Origin of the sequence: Bradyrhizobium sp. BRP19 (assembly GCF_020194195.1) — a bacterium.
Lineage (GTDB): Bacteria > Pseudomonadota > Alphaproteobacteria > Rhizobiales > Xanthobacteraceae > Bradyrhizobium > Bradyrhizobium yuanmingense.
The window spans coordinates 307412-323924 of record NZ_JADYVZ010000005.1; the positions used below are offsets into that span (position 1 = coordinate 307412).

At 63.2% G+C, this 16513-nt stretch carries 15 protein-coding genes; 4 read left to right on the forward strand and 11 right to left on the reverse strand.

Translation table 11 applies throughout. The features are described from left to right. Positions 1-152 precede the first annotated feature (152 nt). A complete protein-coding gene (locus I6F36_RS18960) occupies positions 153-386 on the forward strand; it encodes a hypothetical protein (RefSeq protein WP_128262508.1) in 234 nt (77 codons plus the stop codon). Between the two features lie 6 nt (positions 387-392). Here the strand turns inward: I6F36_RS18960 and ftsH are convergent, their stop codons facing one another. Beyond that, positions 393-2234 (reverse strand): ATP-dependent zinc metalloprotease FtsH, encoded by a 1842-nt coding sequence (gene ftsH / locus I6F36_RS18965; protein WP_225171944.1) that lies wholly within the window; start codon positions 2232-2234, stop codon positions 393-395. 227 nt (positions 2235-2461) lie between these two features. Next, positions 2462-2743 carry a hypothetical protein gene (locus tag I6F36_RS18970; protein ID WP_225157611.1) on the reverse strand — a complete coding sequence of 94 codons (282 nt, stop codon included), beginning with the start codon at positions 2741-2743 and terminating at the stop codon, positions 2462-2464. Between the two features lie 537 nt (positions 2744-3280). Between I6F36_RS18970 and I6F36_RS18975 the strand changes: the two genes are divergently transcribed. Continuing rightward, a complete protein-coding gene (locus I6F36_RS18975; RefSeq protein ID WP_225131527.1) occupies positions 3281-3652 on the forward strand; it encodes an SPW repeat protein in 372 nt (123 codons plus the stop codon). Between the two features lie 402 nt (positions 3653-4054). Here the strand turns inward: I6F36_RS18975 and I6F36_RS18980 are convergent, their stop codons facing one another. After that, on the reverse strand, positions 4055-4435 hold the full coding sequence (locus tag I6F36_RS18980; RefSeq protein ID WP_225114829.1) for a hypothetical protein: 381 nt from the start codon (positions 4433-4435) through the stop codon (positions 4055-4057). A gap of 30 nt (positions 4436-4465) precedes the next feature. Beyond that, the gene (locus tag I6F36_RS18985) at positions 4466-4699 is read right to left on the reverse strand and encodes a hypothetical protein (RefSeq protein WP_306469161.1); all 234 of its coding nucleotides are present in this window, start codon (positions 4697-4699) and stop codon (positions 4466-4468) included. A gap of 627 nt (positions 4700-5326) precedes the next feature. On the opposite strand from I6F36_RS18985, the gene I6F36_RS18990 reads away from it, so the two are divergent. Further along, the gene (locus tag I6F36_RS18990; protein ID WP_036023876.1) at positions 5327-6298 is read left to right on the forward strand and encodes an ABC transporter substrate-binding protein; all 972 of its coding nucleotides are present in this window, start codon (positions 5327-5329) and stop codon (positions 6296-6298) included. 485 nt (positions 6299-6783) lie between these two features. Beyond that, positions 6784-7758 (forward strand): ABC transporter substrate-binding protein, encoded by a 975-nt coding sequence (locus I6F36_RS18995; RefSeq protein ID WP_036002174.1) that lies wholly within the window; start codon positions 6784-6786, stop codon positions 7756-7758. Positions 7759-7863: 105 nt separating this feature from the next. On the opposite strand, the gene I6F36_RS19000 is transcribed toward I6F36_RS18995, so the two are convergent. The 7 genes from I6F36_RS19000 to I6F36_RS19030 form a co-directional block, all read right to left on the reverse strand. Continuing rightward, on the reverse strand, positions 7864-8667 hold the full coding sequence (locus I6F36_RS19000; RefSeq protein ID WP_036002177.1) for a hypothetical protein: 804 nt from the start codon (positions 8665-8667) through the stop codon (positions 7864-7866). Between the two features lie 244 nt (positions 8668-8911). Continuing rightward, complete coding sequence (locus I6F36_RS19005; protein ID WP_225171945.1) at positions 8912-10888, reverse strand: acetyl-CoA carboxylase biotin carboxylase subunit; 1977 nt, start codon at positions 10886-10888, stop codon at positions 8912-8914. Next, a complete protein-coding gene (locus I6F36_RS19010) occupies positions 10885-12501 on the reverse strand; it encodes an acyl-CoA carboxylase subunit beta (protein WP_225171946.1) in 1617 nt (538 codons plus the stop codon). The genes I6F36_RS19005 and I6F36_RS19010 overlap by 4 nt, the downstream gene beginning before the upstream one ends. A 110-nt stretch (positions 12502-12611) precedes the next feature. Then, positions 12612-13478, reverse strand: a complete 867-nt coding sequence (locus I6F36_RS19015) for a 3-keto-5-aminohexanoate cleavage protein (protein ID WP_225152359.1) — start codon at positions 13476-13478, stop codon at positions 12612-12614. Positions 13479-13696: 218 nt separating this feature from the next. Further along, a complete protein-coding gene (locus I6F36_RS19020) occupies positions 13697-14497 on the reverse strand; it encodes an AraC family transcriptional regulator (RefSeq protein ID WP_036023887.1) in 801 nt (266 codons plus the stop codon). Between the two features lie 186 nt (positions 14498-14683). Next, complete coding sequence (locus I6F36_RS19025; RefSeq protein WP_225171947.1) at positions 14684-15340, reverse strand: glutathione S-transferase family protein; 657 nt, start codon at positions 15338-15340, stop codon at positions 14684-14686. Continuing rightward, positions 15340-16503 (reverse strand): acyl-CoA dehydrogenase family protein, encoded by a 1164-nt coding sequence (locus I6F36_RS19030; RefSeq protein WP_225114810.1) that lies wholly within the window; start codon positions 16501-16503, stop codon positions 15340-15342. The genes I6F36_RS19025 and I6F36_RS19030 overlap by 1 nt, the downstream gene beginning before the upstream one ends. Between the last annotated feature and the right edge of the window lie 10 nt (positions 16504-16513).

Sequence of the window (16513 nt, forward strand, 5' to 3'; positions counted from 1 at the left end):
TGGCCGGAATGTTCCAGCGTGAACGGTCGTGACGGAAATTGCGATTGCCGTATGCCTTTGCCGCTGCAGACAGGCTCTTGAAACGCGGAGCCTTCATTCCAATCTGGTCCACGCAGGCGCCGATGAGGCTGCACGCATGCTTGGTTCGTGGGATGGATGACTATCGTGATCTCGTGAGCGCAGCTCTTGCGCTGTTCTGCGCCGGCTTGATGTTGGTGGCCGGCCATCTCCTGATCGAATGGCACGCCAGAAGCACCGATCCCGGCATCGGGATCGAGGCGCCGAAGCGCGAGGGCGCGCCCGCGCCGCTCATCTCGAACGGTTCGCCTCCGGACAGGCGGATGATCGAGCTTCCCGCCGAGATCAGGCGCAAGCGCGCCGCGTGAGTGGCCCTAGATCGCCCGCAGCCCTTCCTTGGGCATCTCCCGGATCAGCACATCGATGTCGCTCTGCTCCAGCGTTTCCTTCTCGAGCAGCTTTTTTGCGGCGCGGTCCAGGATCGGCCGCCGCGTGGTCAGGATGCCCTGGGTGCGCTGGAACACCTGGTCGACGATGGTTTTCACCTCGTGGTCGACCGCGGCCGCGGTCTCCTCGGCATAGTCGCGCTCGCGCGTCGGATAGGGGCGGTCAGGGCCGGCCAGGAAGTTGCCGGGATCGCGCTCATAGGCGACGCTGCCGAGACGCTCCGACATGCCGTAGCGCGTCACCATGCTGCGGGCGATATCGGTGACGCGGCGCAGGTCGTCCGCCGCACCGGTCGACAAGTGCCCGAACACGATAAGCTCCGCGGCGCGGCCGCCGAGTAGCACCGCCATCTTGTTCTCCAGCTCCTCCTTGGTCATCAGGAAACGGTCCTCGATCGGCCGCTGGATGGTGTAGCCGAGCGCGCCGACGCCGCGCGGGATGATCGAGACCTTGTGCACGGGATCGGTCCCCGGCAGTGAGAGTGCGACGAGGGCGTGCCCCATCTCGTGATAGGCGACGATCTCGCGTTCCCTGGGGTTGAGCAGGCGGTTGCGCTTTTCCAGGCCTGCGATCACGCGCTCGACCGCATTGTTGAAATCGCTCATGGTCACCGCATCGGCGCCGCGGCGCGTCGCCAGCAGCGCGGCCTCGTTGACGAGATTGGCGAGGTCCGCTCCCGTGAAACCAGGGGTGAGCGCGGCAACGGCGTCTGCATCGACATTGTCGGCGAGGCGCACCTTCTTCATGTGCACATTGAGGATCTCGATGCGGCCCCTCTTGTCGGGCCGGTCGACCAGCACCTGCCGGTCGAAGCGGCCGGCGCGGAGCAGGGCGGGATCGAGGATTTCGGGCCGGTTGGTGGCGGCGAGGATGACGAGCCCGGAGCGCGAATCGAAGCCGTCGAGCTCGACCAGCAGCTGGTTGAGTGTCTGCTCCTTTTCATCATGGCCGCCGGCGAACGGGCCGATGCCGCGGGCGCGGCCCAGCGCATCGAGCTCGTCGATGAAGATGATGGCCGGCGCCTTTTCGTGCGCCTGCTGGAACAGGTCCCGCACCCGCGCCGCACCGACGCCGACGAACATCTCGACGAACTCCGAGCCGGAGATCGAGAAGAACGGCACCCTGGCCTCGCCGGCCACGGCCTTGGCCAGCAAGGTCTTGCCTGTGCCTGGCGGGCCCACCAGCAGCACGCCTTTCGGCATGCGGCCGCCGAGCCGGCCATAGTCGGTCGGGTTCTTCAGGAAATCGACAACCTCGCGCAGCTCGTCCTTGGCCTCGTCCACGCCGGCGACGTCGGCAAACGTGACGCCGGTGTTGGATTCGACGTAGACCTTGGCCTTGCTCTTGCCGATCGCCATCAGCCCGCCGCCGATCCCGCCGCCCTCGGCCATGCGGCGGCCGATGTACCACCAGACGCCGAAGAACAGCAGAACCGGCATCACCCAGGACAACAGGTCGCGCAGAAACGTGCTCTCGATCTGCCCGGTGAAACGGACGTTGTGCTTCTCGAGCTCCTGGGCGACGTCCTGGTCGACGCGCGTGGTGACGAATTGCTTCTGGCCGCCGGACAGCGGCTCCTTCAGCGTGCCCTGCAAGGTGCGGTCGGAGATGCCGACCGTCTCAACTTTCCCCTGGCGCAGCAATTGCTGATATTCGCTGTAGGGGATCACCGCGATCTGGTTCGCCGCCGAGATCAGATACTGAATCAGGAAGACCGCGAAAATTGCGGCGATGGCGTATCCGATATTGAAACGGGCATTCTTGTTCATGCGAAGACCAGATCCGATCGTGTTACGCGGGCCGGGCTAGCGTCGAGGCGCATTTGGCGCGCTCGCTCGGGCCCGGTGCGCCTCCGGACCTGCATGTTCACGACAGAACTTCTCCTGCTGCCATCGGTTCCAGTCATCCCAAACGCGGGCTCGGCAGCGCTGGACGCAGGCGATCGAGATGCCGGACAGCGATAAGGCCCGGTTGCGGGCCGGGCCTTTGCATCAGTTCACCAGGGATACCAGTAAGGATATGCCGCCGGATAATACCGGACGGTCCGATAATAGCGGGGGCCATAATAGTATCGCGGCGGACCATAGACCGGCGCATAATAGACCGGAGGTGCGGCCGCGGCGGCCAGCGCTCCGGTGAACAGGCCGAGCGCGATGGCCGGACCAATGCCTGGACTGCCCCAATGATGATGATGGCCCCGCCAATGGGCCGAGGCCGGCGCAACGGTTCCGATGAGGAGCGTTGCTGCCGCGGCGATTGCAAGAGCAAGCTTTCTCATGTGACTTCCCTCGACTTATGCCCGCGCAAGCGGGCTTCTCGATCCTTTGCATGAGTTTCGTTTTGCCGGACACAGCCGGCAGCGTCTGAACTTAGGATGGGCGGCGACGACTTCAAGCCTCTAACCGACAATTGGCCAAGTGGAGAGAACAGTCAGATCGTGTCAATCGAAGAAGGGCTTCGAACGTCCCTGCTGGCGCGTGCCAATAGTGACTAAGTCCGTAAATTCAGCCTTTGGTCCATCTGCGAAGTTGCGCTGCGTCTCACAGAGGTCTGCTTATCGCGGCAGAGCGGTCCAGATTTGCTCAACCTGAGTTCTTCGCATTTTGACCCTTCAGCGACCTCCGGAGCCGTCCGCTTTCCCGCCGCTGTTAAGGTTGGGACCGCAGGCGGTCAGCTGCTTAATGAGCACACAGCCTAGGACAGCACCGGCGCGGCGGGTCCGCCTCTCCGTTGCCATTATGCCGCGGGCCGCGATGGAAACCGGCTCGGCGATTACGCGGTTGATTTGGCATCGAAACCTCCAATGGAGGGTGCCATGCAGAATTGGGAAGGGAATTGGACGAACGCAAAGTTTTGTGATGTTGCGAACCTGATCCTCGGCGCGGTACTGTTCGTTTCGCCCTGGATATTCGGTTTCGATGCGGGGACGGTCTCTCAGAACGCCGTTATCACCGGTATCGCCATCGCGATCCTTGCGGTCGCAGCGCTGGCGGCGTTCGCGGTGTGGGAGGAATGGCTGAACCTCGTCGTCGGCTTGTGGGCACTGGTATCGCCCTGGATATTGGGCTTCCAGGGAACCACCGCGATGACCGTGCATGTGATCATCGGCGCGGCGGTCGCAATCTTGGCAGCGATCGAGCTCTGGATTATGTCCCGCAACCCGCCGCGGCTGACCACCGGTAGCTGAGAAGCTGGATCGTTTGGCTCGTGGCATAGCTTCGCCGTCACCGGAAAAACCTGTCCAGCCGACGCGGACGAAATTCGGTGCGGACCTGGGGCCGGCAGCTACTCAGCGCAGTCGGCCTTGGGTCAGCCGCAAGTGCCGTAGCTCGAGCTAGCCTTGCTGGACGGCTTACTCCCGGCGCCAAATTCCGAAAGTGCCGATGGAAAGGCCTTGCTCCGGGGCTAGGTTCATCGGGCATTCCGTTTGCGTCGGATTCCCAAATTTTGAATGCCACGTGGCATGATTTTTGGGACCAAGCTGCGTTTGCCATCCGACGGCAGACCTCTCGGTCCCAGCTCGTTTTTCGATCCGGAAAAACCTCCAGGCTGGGGCCGATGTGGTCTACTCCGGGCGTAAGCCGCCCCATCAGTACCAGCCCATCTTGAAACAGAGACCAAGCCAACCAGCGAGCGCGATTAGAGCGGCAATGTTGATGTACTTCTGAGCGTCCTGCATCATTGCACCGCAATCAAAGGCGCCCCGCAATTCGGAGCAACGTTGATTTGTCACTACCCGTTCCGCCTCTCTGCCCTTGACCAGATCAACAAGGTTCCGGTTTCTGGCGCTCGGTTCATCGCGGGAGCTCGGGGTTCTCCACCTTATGTGCTTTGGCGTGTTCTTCTCGACCTGCGGGACCATGCGGGCGGGATCGGGACCGCCCGGAACGCCCCTGGGGCCGAGCAGCTCACGCGTAATGTCATCCTCGGTTCTTTCCGGCTCGACGCCGTTGATGGGCCGCTGTCGCACGGGAGCGACCTCCTGATGCCCACGGCAAGCTCAGGTCACCTCAGGCTTGAAGGTCTGCGGCTGCTGCTCTGGCGGCGGCATTTTAAAAGGAATGGGGAACGGCGTGCGCGCGAGGCTTACCAGCGCCGCCCGTTCCTCGGAGAGACGGCTTTCGATGTACTCGCGCTCCAGATCGGAAAGGCGGGTCTTGAGCAGCCGGTGGTAGCGGTGAATGCTATTGCGGTGGGTGCGCAAGCGGGCGAGCTTTTCTTCCAGAGTCATCATCGTCGTCCTCGACGGTTACAAGCAATCCTTTCCAAAAGAGGTCGGAGGAGCCTTCCGGCGTGAGACTTAGAGAGGCTTGATCTTGTTTCAAGATGGATCAGAAGATTGGACCAATTGCCTCAACCTCAAGCCAGCGTTCTGTACGCTCCGTGCTCCCCAGCGCGGGGCCGGATCATGGCAACCGAAAATCCGCCATGTGCTCTTGCATCGTCCCGTTGATGTCCGCTTGTGGCCCTCAGCCGACCATTGGGACCTCGCCCTCCGAGCACCGCTTTTGACCCGTAGCAGAAGTCTGAGCCTGCACTCCAACCCCTCAACCGCCCGGGTCGAAACTCATTCTTGCGGTTGCACGTGCCTGACGCCGGAACGTGAGCATCGTCAGGGTCCCTGATCTCCTTAAACAATGGCATGGTCAGCAATCCCAGCGAGATGTGTAGCAGTAATGCTGTCGCAAATTGGCTTGCCATATTGCAATTCTAGGAGCGGGAACAAATGCTTCTCGCTTCGTGGAGCTGGGGAGACAGAAGTCTGCGGCGGTTCGCGGATGCAACACTTTTGACCTTGGCCACTTTCAATGAGCTCGCCTGAACGGCTACGATGCCGTCACCAGAGAGCTTAGGAGCGCACATGAGACGGCGGGAGTTCATCACGCTTCTTGTCGGCGCGGCACCTCTGTGGCCGCTGACGGCGAGCGCGCAACGTTCAGCGGTAGCTGTTATCGGTGTGTTGTCCGTGGGTTCCCCTGACATTGCGAGTCCCTATGACGCAGCATTCGAAAGAGGTCTCGCGGAGAGGGGTTTCGTAGTTGGCAAAAACGTTACGATAGAACGTAGGTGGGCACGAGGAAACCACAGTAGGCTTCCGGAGCTCGCTCAGGAGCTCTTGCATTTCAATCCAGCGCTGATCATCGGAGGGGGCAATGTGGTTGCGCTCGCCGCAAGGAAAGTGACTTCAACCATTCCGATCGTATTCGTAATCGCGTCAGACCCCGTGAAGCTCGGACTGGCAAAGAGCTTCGCTCACCCCGGGGGCAACGCCACGGGCATATCTATGATGACAGCGAGGCTTGTCCTAAAGCGCCTCGAACTGATCCAGGAGCTGCTCCAGCAAAAGGCTACCGTCGGATTTTTGGTGAACCCTGACAATCAAGACTTGCTTCAGGAAATTGACGAAGTTGCCCGTTCGACCGGGCGGACCTTGAAAGTAGCCAAGGCGCGCAACCAGGATGAATTAGAGCCAGCTTTCAGGCAGCTTGTTAGTGCCCAAGTCGGGGCGGTCCTCGTCAGCAACGATGCGATATTTTTCAACCTGCGTGCGCAACTTGTCGCATTGGCCGATCGTCATTCGCTTCCGGCGTCCTATGAATTCCGCGAATTTCCGGCGGCCGGTGGCCTGATGAGCTACGGGCCGAGCCTTGTCGCAAACTTTGAAAAAGCCGGCATCTACGCCGCACGAATCTTGGGAGGTGCTCGGCCGGAGGATTTGCCCATTCAGCAGCCCACGGAGTTCAGTTTGGTTCTCAACTCAGCAACCGCGCGCTCGTTAGGCATCGAAATCCCGCCATCACTGCTCGCCCGTGCGGACGAGGTGATCGAATAAGGCTCTACGCCCCATGTCGGCCCGTAGCGACCTTGCCGCGCGACCGCGACCGTCTGCATTCGACCCATTGCGGACTCATTACCCTATCCTCGGTCCTGATTGCGTCCCATAATGCTCCGCTATTTGGAGGCTAGTCATGAGGCGACGCGATTTCATGTCGACCCTCGGCGGACTGGCTGCAATTTGGCCAGTTGCCGCGCGCCTGGCAAAAGGAACGTGTCCATCGAATTGTTTATCTAAGTGCTCCGAGCCGGGAGTTGGTACAACGCGCGCTCGATGCTTTTCTGCGAAAGCTCCGAGAGCATAGTTGGGTTGAAGGCGAGAACTTCATCACTCGCTCTGACCTAATTCAGCGAGGTTCTTGCTGTGACGTTATTTTCGACTTATTCAACCCAAACGGCCCATCTCAATCCCGCATACCTCCGTCGATCACACGGTCCCATGGCAAAATGCTAATGTCCCCAGGCGTGGTCCTTGGAGGGTACATGCAGCGGCGGGAGTTCATTGCACTGATCGGGGCCATCGGTGCCGTTTGGCCGCGCAGCTTGATCGCGCAGCCCGCCCATCAGCTCATGAAGAAGATGCCTCGCATCGGTTTCCTGGCGTCAGTTCCGCACCAACGAATCGAAGCCTTCGATCGCGGACTCCGCGAGATGGGATATGTGGAGGGCGCGAACATCATCATCGAGCGCCGGTTCTGGAAGAATGACCGGGAACAACTGGCGAGATTTGCCGCCGAGCTGGTGGCTCTCGAAGTCGAGGTGATTGTGGCGTCCAGCACGCCCGAGGCAATTGCCGCCAGGGCAGTCACCGGCACGATCCCCATCGTGACTGCCACCGCAGACGCGGTCGGTGTCGGCCTTGCGGCAAGTCTTGCGCGGCCGGGTGGAAACGTGACGGGACTGACCGGGGTCGCAAGCAGCGGCAAGAATTTCGGGCTTCTGTTGGAGTTACTGCCACGGGCGTCGCGGTTCGCGGTGCTCCTCGACCCCGACAACCAATATCATGCACGGCTGATGGCCGACTTCCAGAAAACCGCCGCGGACCGGCAGGTCGAGATACTTCCGGTGATCAAACGCTCGGTGGAGGACATAGGCCCTGCTTTCCAGACCATAGCTTCGAAGGATATTCAGGGCCTGCTCGTGCTTGTGGACCCCATCGGGTTCGCCAACCGGCGCAAGATCATCGAGCTCGCCGCGCAAAACCGCATTCCGGCGGTGTATCACTGGCGTGAAGAAGCGGTCGAAGGTGGCCTTCTCGCGTATGGCCCTGACATCATTGACCTCAATCGCCGCTCCGCCGGTTATGTTGCAAAACTGCTGCGGGGCGCGAAAGCGGCCGAACTCCCGATCCAGCAGCCGGAACGCTTCCGATTGGTGATCAATCTTAAGACTGCTCGCGCTCTCGGTCTGAATATTCCAACCGCGCTACTCGCGACGGCTGACGAGGTGATTGAATGATGCTGCGCTGCATGAGTCCGCATGTGGCCCTTCAGCGACATTGGAAGATTGCTGCTTCTCCGCTGGTGTTGGGGCTTAAGCGGACATCAGTCGACGGCCAGCCGCTTAATGCGTACACGGCCTAGATCCCAGTGCCCGGATCACCGGCCAGGCCGCGAGCGCGGCGGCGAGATGTTTGAGCGTATGGCCCGAGACCATGTGGCCGGTCGCTTCGAACACGGTCACGTCGCCGAGTTCGAACAGCTTGGCCAGCACATAGAAGACCATCACGCCGCCGAGCGGCACGCCAAGCGCGCCGGGTCGCGGGCGTGTGAACGCGAGGCCCACGGCCAGGGCCATGCCGCCGAACTGCACGACCACCCAGGGCGTGAGATTCTCGCGTGCCACCCAGGCCGCCAACAGGCCCGCGATCATCGTCAGCACCAGCACCGCTTCGCCTGCGCGCGTGCTGATGCGCTCGCTGGCCGCGATGCCCAGAAAGCCCGCGAACGCGACCGCCATGCCGAGACGATCGGCGATGAGCCGTTGCGGCACGTCGGGGTCGAGATGATAGAAGCCCGAGCCGAGGCACGTGAGGATCAGGCCGACGAAGAACCAGTTCGCACCCACCGGCGCATCGTGGCGGGCACGCAGCCGCTCCGAGCCCCAGACGCCCATCGCGAGGAAGGCGAGATTGCTCAGCACGTCGCCGGCATTGGGCACGCCGAGGAAGGTGCGGCTATCGACGAAATGCGGGATGTGCCAGGCGGCGGCGGGCATCGTGGGCGCCAGAAGCGCGGTGAGCGTCAGGACGAGGAGGGCACCGATAAGATATTTCTCGCCGGTTTGAAGGGGGGCGTACGAGAGTCGGCGAACGACTGGCGGGACCAGTGCATTGGCCGGTTGAGCTTGGTCGCGCGCGCGCAGCATGAATAGCTCCAGATATTGAACATTGTTCAATATTAGTAGCTCGAAAATGAACTATGTTCAATGGGAAAGGTCGCGAAATTTCCGCAACAAGCAAGATATTGAAATTGCTTTTGTTTTTCAACGTGAGCGGCCACCGCAGCCGTGGGGTGGGCAAAGCGGCGTGCCCACCATTCCGCTTATGATCGACATTCGTGGGCACGGCGCTGCGCGCCTTTGCCCACCCTACGAGACCGCGTTTGTGGCGCTAACCCGCCCCGATCTCCGCGACGATGCGGCCCGTCGTGACCTGCTCGCCTTCGGCGACGTCGATCGCGCTGACCACGCCGTCGATGCCGGCCTTGTGGACGTGCTCCATCTTCATCGCTTCCAGCGTCAGCACCGGCTGGCCGGCGGTGACGCGGTCGCCGGGCTTGACCAGGACGGCGACCACGCGGCCGTTCATGGCGGCGCGGACCTTGCCGTCGCCGCCATTCGTTGAAGTCGCCTTCGGCGCGGCGAGGGTGAGATCATTCGCCACCAGCGGGATGCCGCGGTGCTGGACGTACAGCCGATCGCCATCCCGCAGGAATTTTGCGCTGTCCATCACGCCGGCGTGGCGGAAGCGGACGGCGTCGAGATCGAGCTGGTCGATCTCGAACTTATGCTGGCGGCCTTCGACGGCGACGGTGTAGCTGCCGTCGCGCTCGCGCATGATGTCGAGCTCGTGCGCATCGCCGCCGATGTCGATTTTCGCCGGCAGCGGAAAGGTGGCGGCAAGGCTCCGCCCGCCCTGCCACGACGGCGCGCGCGGGTTGGTGACGTAGAGCAGCAGGCCTGCCAGCGCGATCTCGAATGCCGCGTCCGCACGCGGCGCAAGCAGCTCGTTGCGATGGGCGCCGATGAAAGCCGTCGTCGCTTCCCCCTTGGCAAAGCCGGGATGACGCAGGCACGACAACAGGAACGCCTGATTGGTCGTCACGCCGAACGCCGTAAGCTGCTCCAACCCGACGATCAGCCGCCCCCTCGCCTCCTCGCGATTGGCGCCGTGGCTGATCACCTTGGCGAACATGGAATCGTAGAATGGCGGAATCTCCGAGCCCGGTTGCAACGCGTGCTCGACGCGGATGCCCTCAGGCACCTGCCAGCGCGCCATGCGACCCGACTGCGGCATGAAATCCTGCGCGGCGTCTTCCGAGCAGAGCCGCACCTCGATGGCGTGCCCGGAGAACTTGATGTCCTGCTGCTTGATCGGCAGCGGCTCGCCTCGCGCGATGCGCAGCTGCAGCTCGACGAGATCGAGCCCGGTGATCGCCTCGGTGACGGGATGCTCGACCTGCAGCCGCGTGTTCATCTCCATGAAGTAGAACGCGCCACTGGCATCGAGCAGGAATTCCAGCGTGCCGGCGCCTTCATAGCGCAGCGCCTTGACCGCTGACACCGCGACCTCGCCCATTTTCGCGCGCAGCTCCGGCGTGACCGCCGGCGACGGCGCCTCCTCGATCAGCTTCTGGTGCCGCCGCTGCACCGAGCAATCGCGCTCGCCGAGATGGATGGCATTGCCGTGGCTGTCGCCGAACACCTGGATCTCGATGTGGCGCGGATTCTGGATCGCACGCTCGAGGATGACGGCCGCATCGCCGAACGCGGCTTTCGCTTCCGACCGCGCGCTGCGCAGGGCTTCGGGGAAGGACGCAGCGTCAGTGACGAGCCGCATGCCGCGGCCGCCGCCGCCGGCGACCGCCTTGATCATCACGGGGAAGCCGATCTTCCCGGCTTCGGCGAGCATGACCTCGTCGCCTTGCTCAGCGCCCTGGTAGCCGGGCACGATGGGCACGCCGGCCTTCTTCATGATCTCCTTGGCGCCTGCCTTGTTGCCCATCGCCTCGATCGCCTGCGGCGACGGGCCGATGAAGACGAGGCCGGCATCCTTGCAGGCGCGCGCAAACGCCTCGTTCTCGGCGAGAAAGCCATAGCCGGGGTGAACGGCATCCGCGCCGCTGGCCTTGGCCGCTTCGATGATCGCGGGAATGTTGAGGTAGGATTGCGCCGGCAAGGCTTCGCCGATGCGCACGGCCTGGTCCGCCTGCTTCACATGAAGCGCATCGCGATCCGCATCGGAATAGACCGCGACGACACCGAGGCCGAGTTTTCGCGCGCTGCGCATCACGCGCAGTGCGATCTCGCCGCGATTGGCAACCAGAACCCTAGAGAACGGCCGGTGCTGCACTGATCCGTTCCTCATGGGCGGGCCACCGAAAACTGCATGCGCTGGGGCGTGCGCGCATCGCCCTCGCGGCAGATCGCGAGCACCTCCGATAGCACCGCGCGGGTGTCGCGCGGATCGATCACGCCGTCGTCGAGCACGCGGGCGCTGGTCGAGAACACATCCATCTGGCCGTCGAACACGCCGATGATTTGCGCCTTCATGACGTCGAGCTTGTCCTTTTCGATCGGCTTGCCGCGGCGCGCGGCAGCGGCCTCGGTCACGATCGCCATGGTCTCGGCGGCCTGCTCGCCGCCCATCACCGCGGTCTTGGCATTGGGCCAGGAGAAGCAGAAGCGCGGATGGAAGCCGCGACCGCACATACCGTAATTGCCGGCACCGAACGAGGCGCCGCAATAGATGGTGATCTGCGGCACCGTCGCCGACGTCACCGCCTGGATCATCTTGGAGCCGTGCTTGATCATGCCGGCCTCCTCATAGGCCTTGCCGACCATGTAGCCGGTGGTGTTGTTGAGATAGAGGATCGGCGTGCGGGTCTGGCAACAGGCCTGGATGAAATGCGTCGCCTTGTTGGCGCCGGCGGGATCGAGCGGGCCATTGTTGGTGATGATGCCGATGGCATGGCCCTCGATGCGGGCATGGCCGCAGACGGTGGCCGGGCCGTAATTCGGCGCCATCTCGGTGAAATCGGAATCGTCGACGATGCGCGCGATCACCTGTTTCATGTCGACCGGGCGCTTGTGGTCCATCGGCATGATGCCGAGCAGCTCGTCCTGGTCATAGCGCGGCGGCTTGAACTGCGCCGCCGCTTTGCCCGGCCGCTCCCATTGCAGCGCGGCCATGATCTCGCGCGCGATGCGCAATGCGTCACGATCGTCCTCGGCGAGGTAATCGCCGAGGCCGGAGATCTGCGTATGCATTTCGGCGCCGCCGAGCTCTTCCTCGGTCGCGATCTCGCCGGTCGCGGCTTTCAGCAGCGGGGGCCCGGCGAGGAAGGCGCGGGTGCGGCCGCGGACCATGACGATGTAGTCGGAGAGGCCGGTCTGATAGGCGCCGCCCGCGGTGGAGGAGCCGTGCGTGACGGTGACGACCGGCAGACCGGCAGCGGAGAGCCGCGCCAGGTTGCGAAAGATGTTGCCGCCGCGAACGAAATCCTCGACGCGGTAGCGCAGCAAATTGGCGCCGGCGCTTTCGACCAACTGGACATAAGGCAGCTTGTTCTCCAGCGCGAGCTCCTGCACCCGCAGCGTCTTGTCGAGACCGTAAGGCTGCAGCGCACCGGCGTCGATGCCGGAATCACTGGCGCTGACCATGCAGCGGATGCCCGAGACGAAGCCGATGCCGGCGATGACGCCGCCGCCCGGCACGCTCTTGTTCGCATCCGGCACGTCGAACATGTAGCCGGCGAGCGTCGACAGCTCGATGAAGGGCGCCCCGGGATCGAGCACCAGCGCGACGCGCTCGCGCGGCAGCAACTGGCCGCGCTTGTGGAAGCGGTCCTTGGCCGCGGCGGACGCGGCGCGCGTGCGCTCCTCGAGCGCGCGCATGCGGTCGATCAGGCCGAGCATGCCGTCGCGGTTGGCTTGGTAGGCGGCGCTGCCGGGGGAGATGGTGTTTTCGAGAATGGACATGACTTGATCCTGCTCGTCATTGCGAGGAGCGAAGCGACGAAGCAATCCAGACTGCATCCGCGGAAAGATTCTGGATTGCTTCGCTTCGCTCGCAATGACGGGGCGATACCTTACCTGTTCGTCCCAAAGATCTTCCGCGCCTCGGCGGGGCTCGCGATCTCGCGGCCGGCGCGCCTTGCGCAGGCGGCGACGGCCTCGATCAGCTGGCCGTTCGACGTCACCTTCTTGCCGTCGGCGAGATAGAAGGTGTCCTCGAGGCCGGTGCGCAGATGACCGCCGAGCTCGGCGCAGCGCTGGTGCAGCGGCCAGATCTCCTCGCGGCCGATGGCGGTGACCTGCCAATGCGCCTCGGGGCGCTTCAGCTTCAAGAGGATCGGCAGCAATTCAGGATCGGCCGGCATGCCGGAGGCGACGCCCATGACGAAATTGTACTCGAGCGGGCCGTTGTACATGCCGACCTGGTGGTACATGCCGACGCAGCGGACGATACCGACGTCGAAGCACTCGAACTCGGGGATGGTGCCGACCGCGTTCATGACGTCGAGATAGTCCTTCACCTTCTCGACCGCATTGTCGAACATCATCGGCGGCCAGGCCCAGCTGTTGTCGGCCTTCACCTTCAGATAATTCAGCGAGCCGGCATTGCAGGCGGCAATCTCGGGCTTCGTCTCGCGGATGCAGTCGAGCGCGCCTGAGTAATTCGGCCCCGACACGCCCGAGGTGTGGTTGATGATCACGCCCGGGCAGGCTTCGCGGATCGCCTGCTGGATCTCCTTGCTGACCGCGACCTCCCAGGACGGCAGATGTCCCTTGCCCGGCGCCTGCTGGCGCAGATGGATGTGCATGATGGACGCGCCGGCCTCGAACGCAGCCCTGGCCTCGCGCGCCATCTGCTCGGGCGTCACGGGCACGTTGTGCTGCTTGGGGTCGGTGAGCACGCCATTCAGCGCGCAGGTGATGACGGCCTTGTCGCTCATGCGTTCAATGTCTCGCACGTTGAGAATTCAACGCTTGCGATCATGTGACGCGCGACATGCGGCTTCTTGCGCGGAGAAGCTGGGAAAAGACGAGCTTTCGTAGGGTGGGTTAGCCGAAGGCGTAACCCACCACTGTCTGCCTCCGTGGACATTGAAGAGGTGGGTTACGCCGAGCAGCTGCGCTTCGCGCATCTGATCGGCTAACCCACCCTACGAAGCTACGAAGCCTCCGCCATCCGCACGGTCTCGGTGCTGCGATAGATCGCAAGATCGCGCGAGCCGACGAAGATCGCCCGCGGCTTCAATCCGTAGAAGCGGCGGATCGAGTGGCTGAAATGCGTGGAATCGGGATAGCCGATGTCCTGCGCCAGATGGGCGAGGTTGAGGTCCTGGTTGGCGAAGTGCAGCAGATACCGCGCGCGCTTCCAGGCGCGGAAGGAGCGGAACGAGATGCCGGTCTCCTCCTTGAACAGGTGCAGGAAGCGCGAGGCCGAGAGGCCGGCTTCAGCGGCGCAGGTATCCGCCGTCACCGGCTCGCCGGAGAAGCGCTCGATGCGGGCCACCGCACGCATCACGCGCGGATCCAGCACGCGGCGCGGCAGCGCCTCGCCAAAGCACATCTCGTCGAACTCGGCGGTGGTGATGTCGCCATAGCGGCGCTGACGCAAAAGTGCGTAGGCGGCGAGGATCTTGCGGGCATAGGCGGCCTGGTCGGGTCCGGTCAGGCGTGCGGCCAAGGCTTCGATCACGCCATCCGCCATGCTTTCCGGCTCCAGCGTCACGCTGATGACGGTGCGATAGTCGCTGGCGATGGAGTGCCGCTGGTTCGGCAGGGTGACGAACAGCTCGCCGGTGGCGAGAACGTCGTCGATGGTCAGGTGCAGATTGCCCTTCACCGCGACATAGACATGGCAGCAGCCGGGTGTCCGTTTGCGCGGACGACCAAGCAGGCCCGCATAAAACACCCGCTCCGGCGTGATCAGCATCAGGTGGTCGGATTCGCGACCGTTATATTCCATTGGGTTCCTCCTCGCGCGGCTCTCTGGCCGCTGCGGACGGAGGTCACCTTAGCGGAAATTTGGGCGCTGTCACGGTAGGATAGCGCTGTCAAAAGACATGGCGCGTCGTGGACGCGCAATAGCGCGAACCGGGAATCTCGAGGTTCCGGGATCGCGCTTCCGCGCCCCGGAATGACAGCCTAGACCTTACGCCCTCACCCTCGGCGCGACATTCTGCTCTTGCCCGGCCTTCTGCTCCGCAGCAACCGCGCGCTTGAAACCCTCGCGCTGCTGCAGACGCGACCAATAGGCTGCGACGTTTGGCCCGAAATCCTTGGCAAGCCCGATATTGCTCGCGAGCCGAAGCGCGTAACCGATGACGATGTCGGCAGCGGTGAAGCGGCCCGCGCACAATGTTTCGGCATTCGCCGTCGCTGCCTCAACGGCGCGCAGTCTTCCCAGAAACCATTTCGCGTAATCGGTGGCGACCTGCGGGTTGCGGCGCTCCTCCGGCTCGAGCTGGGTGTATCTCAGCACCAGCGTCTGCGGGAAGGTTAACGTGGCATCGCTGAAATACATCCAGTTCAGGAACGCGCCGTAGGCGGGATCCTCAGGACCGACCATCAACGGCGTCGGGCCGTATGTGATGCCGAGGTAATGGCAGATGCCGGAGGATTCCGTCATCCTGGTCTCGCCGTCGATCATGAAGGGAATGGTGCCGAGCGGATTGAGCGCGAGATAGTCCTTGGCGAAGACGCGCGGCGGGAACGGCAGCATCTTCAATTCATAGGGCAGCCCCATCTCCTCCAGCATCCAGAGCGGACGGAACGAGCGCGCAGCGTCGCAATGATAGAGCGTGATCATCAGGCGTTTCCTTTGCTGCCGGGCAGCGTGCCCATCATCTTGCACAGGACCATCAGCATGACCTCGTCGGCGCCGCCGCCGATCGAGGTCAGGCGGCTGTCGCGATAGGCGCGGCTGACCGGCGTCTCGTTGGTAAAGCCCATTCCGCCCCAATATTGCAAGCAGGCGTCGGTGAGCTCGCGGCCGAGCCGGCCGGCCTTCAGCTTGGCCATGGTCGCGAGCCGCGTCACATCCTCGCCGGCGACCAGCTGCTCACCGGCGCGATAGATCAGCGCACGCAGGAGCTCGACCTCGGTCTGCATCTCCGCGAGCTTGAAGTGCACGACCTGGTTGTCGAGGATCGACTTGCCGAAGGCTTTGCGGTTGCGGGTGTATTCGATGGTCTGGTCGATGATGTATTCGTGCGCCTTGAGGCAGGCGGCCGCGCCCCAGAGCCGCTCCTCCTGGAACTGGATCATCTGGTAGGTAAAACCCTGGCCTTCCTCGCCGATCCGGTTGCGCTTGGGCACGCGGACATTGTCGAAGAAGATTTGCGCGGTGTCGGAGGAGCGCATCCCCATCTTGTCGAGTTTTCGCGCGACAGTGACACCCTTGGCCTTCATGGGCACGCAGATCAGCGACTTGTTGCGGTGAACGGGGCCGTCGCCGGTGTTGGCGAGCAGGCAGATCCAGTCGGCCTGGGTGCCGTTGGTGATCCACATCTTGCCGCCATTGATGACGTAATCGTCGCCGTCAGAGCGCGCCTGGGTCTTGATCGAGGCGACGTCCGACCCCGCACCGGGCTCGGAGACGCCGATGCAGGCGACGTAATCGCCCGAGATCGACGGCGCCAGGAATTCGCGCCGCACCTCATCCGAGCCGAACCGCGCCAGTGCGGGCGTTGCCATATCGGTCTGCACTCCGATCGCCATCGGCACGCCGCCGCAGGTGATGGCGCCCAGCTCCTCCGCCATCATCAGCGCGTAGGAATAGTCGAGGCCCGAGCCGCCGAATTCGACCGGCTTGTTCAGGCCGAGGAAGCCGAGGCTGCCCATTTTCTTGAACAGCTCGTGCGCGGGGAAGATGTCGGCCTTTTCCCACGCATCGACGTGCGGATTGATCTCGCCCGCAATGAATTTCTGCAGGGAGCGGCGGATGTCGTCGTGATCGGCGGTGAATAACATTTTGTCCTCT

What these genes read in the sequence shown, in the direction of transcription:
- ftsH (WP_225171944.1), bottom strand. Translation starts at nt 2,234, where the DNA reads ATGAACAAGAATGCCCGTTTCAATATCGGATACGCCATCGCCGCAATT.
- I6F36_RS18960 (WP_128262508.1), top strand. Translation starts at nt 153, where the DNA reads ATGGATGACTATCGTGATCTCGTGAGCGCAGCTCTTGCGCTGTTCTGC.
- I6F36_RS18990 (WP_036023876.1), top strand. Translation starts at nt 5,327, where the DNA reads ATGAGACGGCGGGAGTTCATCACGCTTCTTGTCGGCGCGGCACCTCTG.
- I6F36_RS18995 (WP_036002174.1), top strand. Translation starts at nt 6,784, where the DNA reads ATGCAGCGGCGGGAGTTCATTGCACTGATCGGGGCCATCGGTGCCGTT.
- I6F36_RS18975 (WP_225131527.1), top strand. Translation starts at nt 3,281, where the DNA reads ATGCAGAATTGGGAAGGGAATTGGACGAACGCAAAGTTTTGTGATGTT.
- I6F36_RS19030 (WP_225114810.1), bottom strand. Translation starts at nt 16,503, where the DNA reads ATGTTATTCACCGCCGATCACGACGACATCCGCCGCTCCCTGCAGAAA.
- I6F36_RS19005 (WP_225171945.1), bottom strand. Translation starts at nt 10,888, where the DNA reads ATGAGGAACGGATCAGTGCAGCACCGGCCGTTCTCTAGGGTTCTGGTT.
- I6F36_RS18985 (WP_306469161.1), bottom strand. Translation starts at nt 4,699, where the DNA reads ATGATGACTCTGGAAGAAAAGCTCGCCCGCTTGCGCACCCACCGCAAT.
- I6F36_RS19025 (WP_225171947.1), bottom strand. Translation starts at nt 15,340, where the DNA reads ATGATCACGCTCTATCATTGCGACGCTGCGCGCTCGTTCCGTCCGCTC.
- I6F36_RS19015 (WP_225152359.1), bottom strand. Translation starts at nt 13,478, where the DNA reads ATGAGCGACAAGGCCGTCATCACCTGCGCGCTGAATGGCGTGCTCACC.
- I6F36_RS19000 (WP_036002177.1), bottom strand. Translation starts at nt 8,667, where the DNA reads ATGCTGCGCGCGCGCGACCAAGCTCAACCGGCCAATGCACTGGTCCCG.
- I6F36_RS19010 (WP_225171946.1), bottom strand. Translation starts at nt 12,501, where the DNA reads ATGTCCATTCTCGAAAACACCATCTCCCCCGGCAGCGCCGCCTACCAA.
- I6F36_RS19020 (WP_036023887.1), bottom strand. Translation starts at nt 14,497, where the DNA reads ATGGAATATAACGGTCGCGAATCCGACCACCTGATGCTGATCACGCCG.
- I6F36_RS18970 (WP_225157611.1), bottom strand. Translation starts at nt 2,743, where the DNA reads ATGAGAAAGCTTGCTCTTGCAATCGCCGCGGCAGCAACGCTCCTCATC.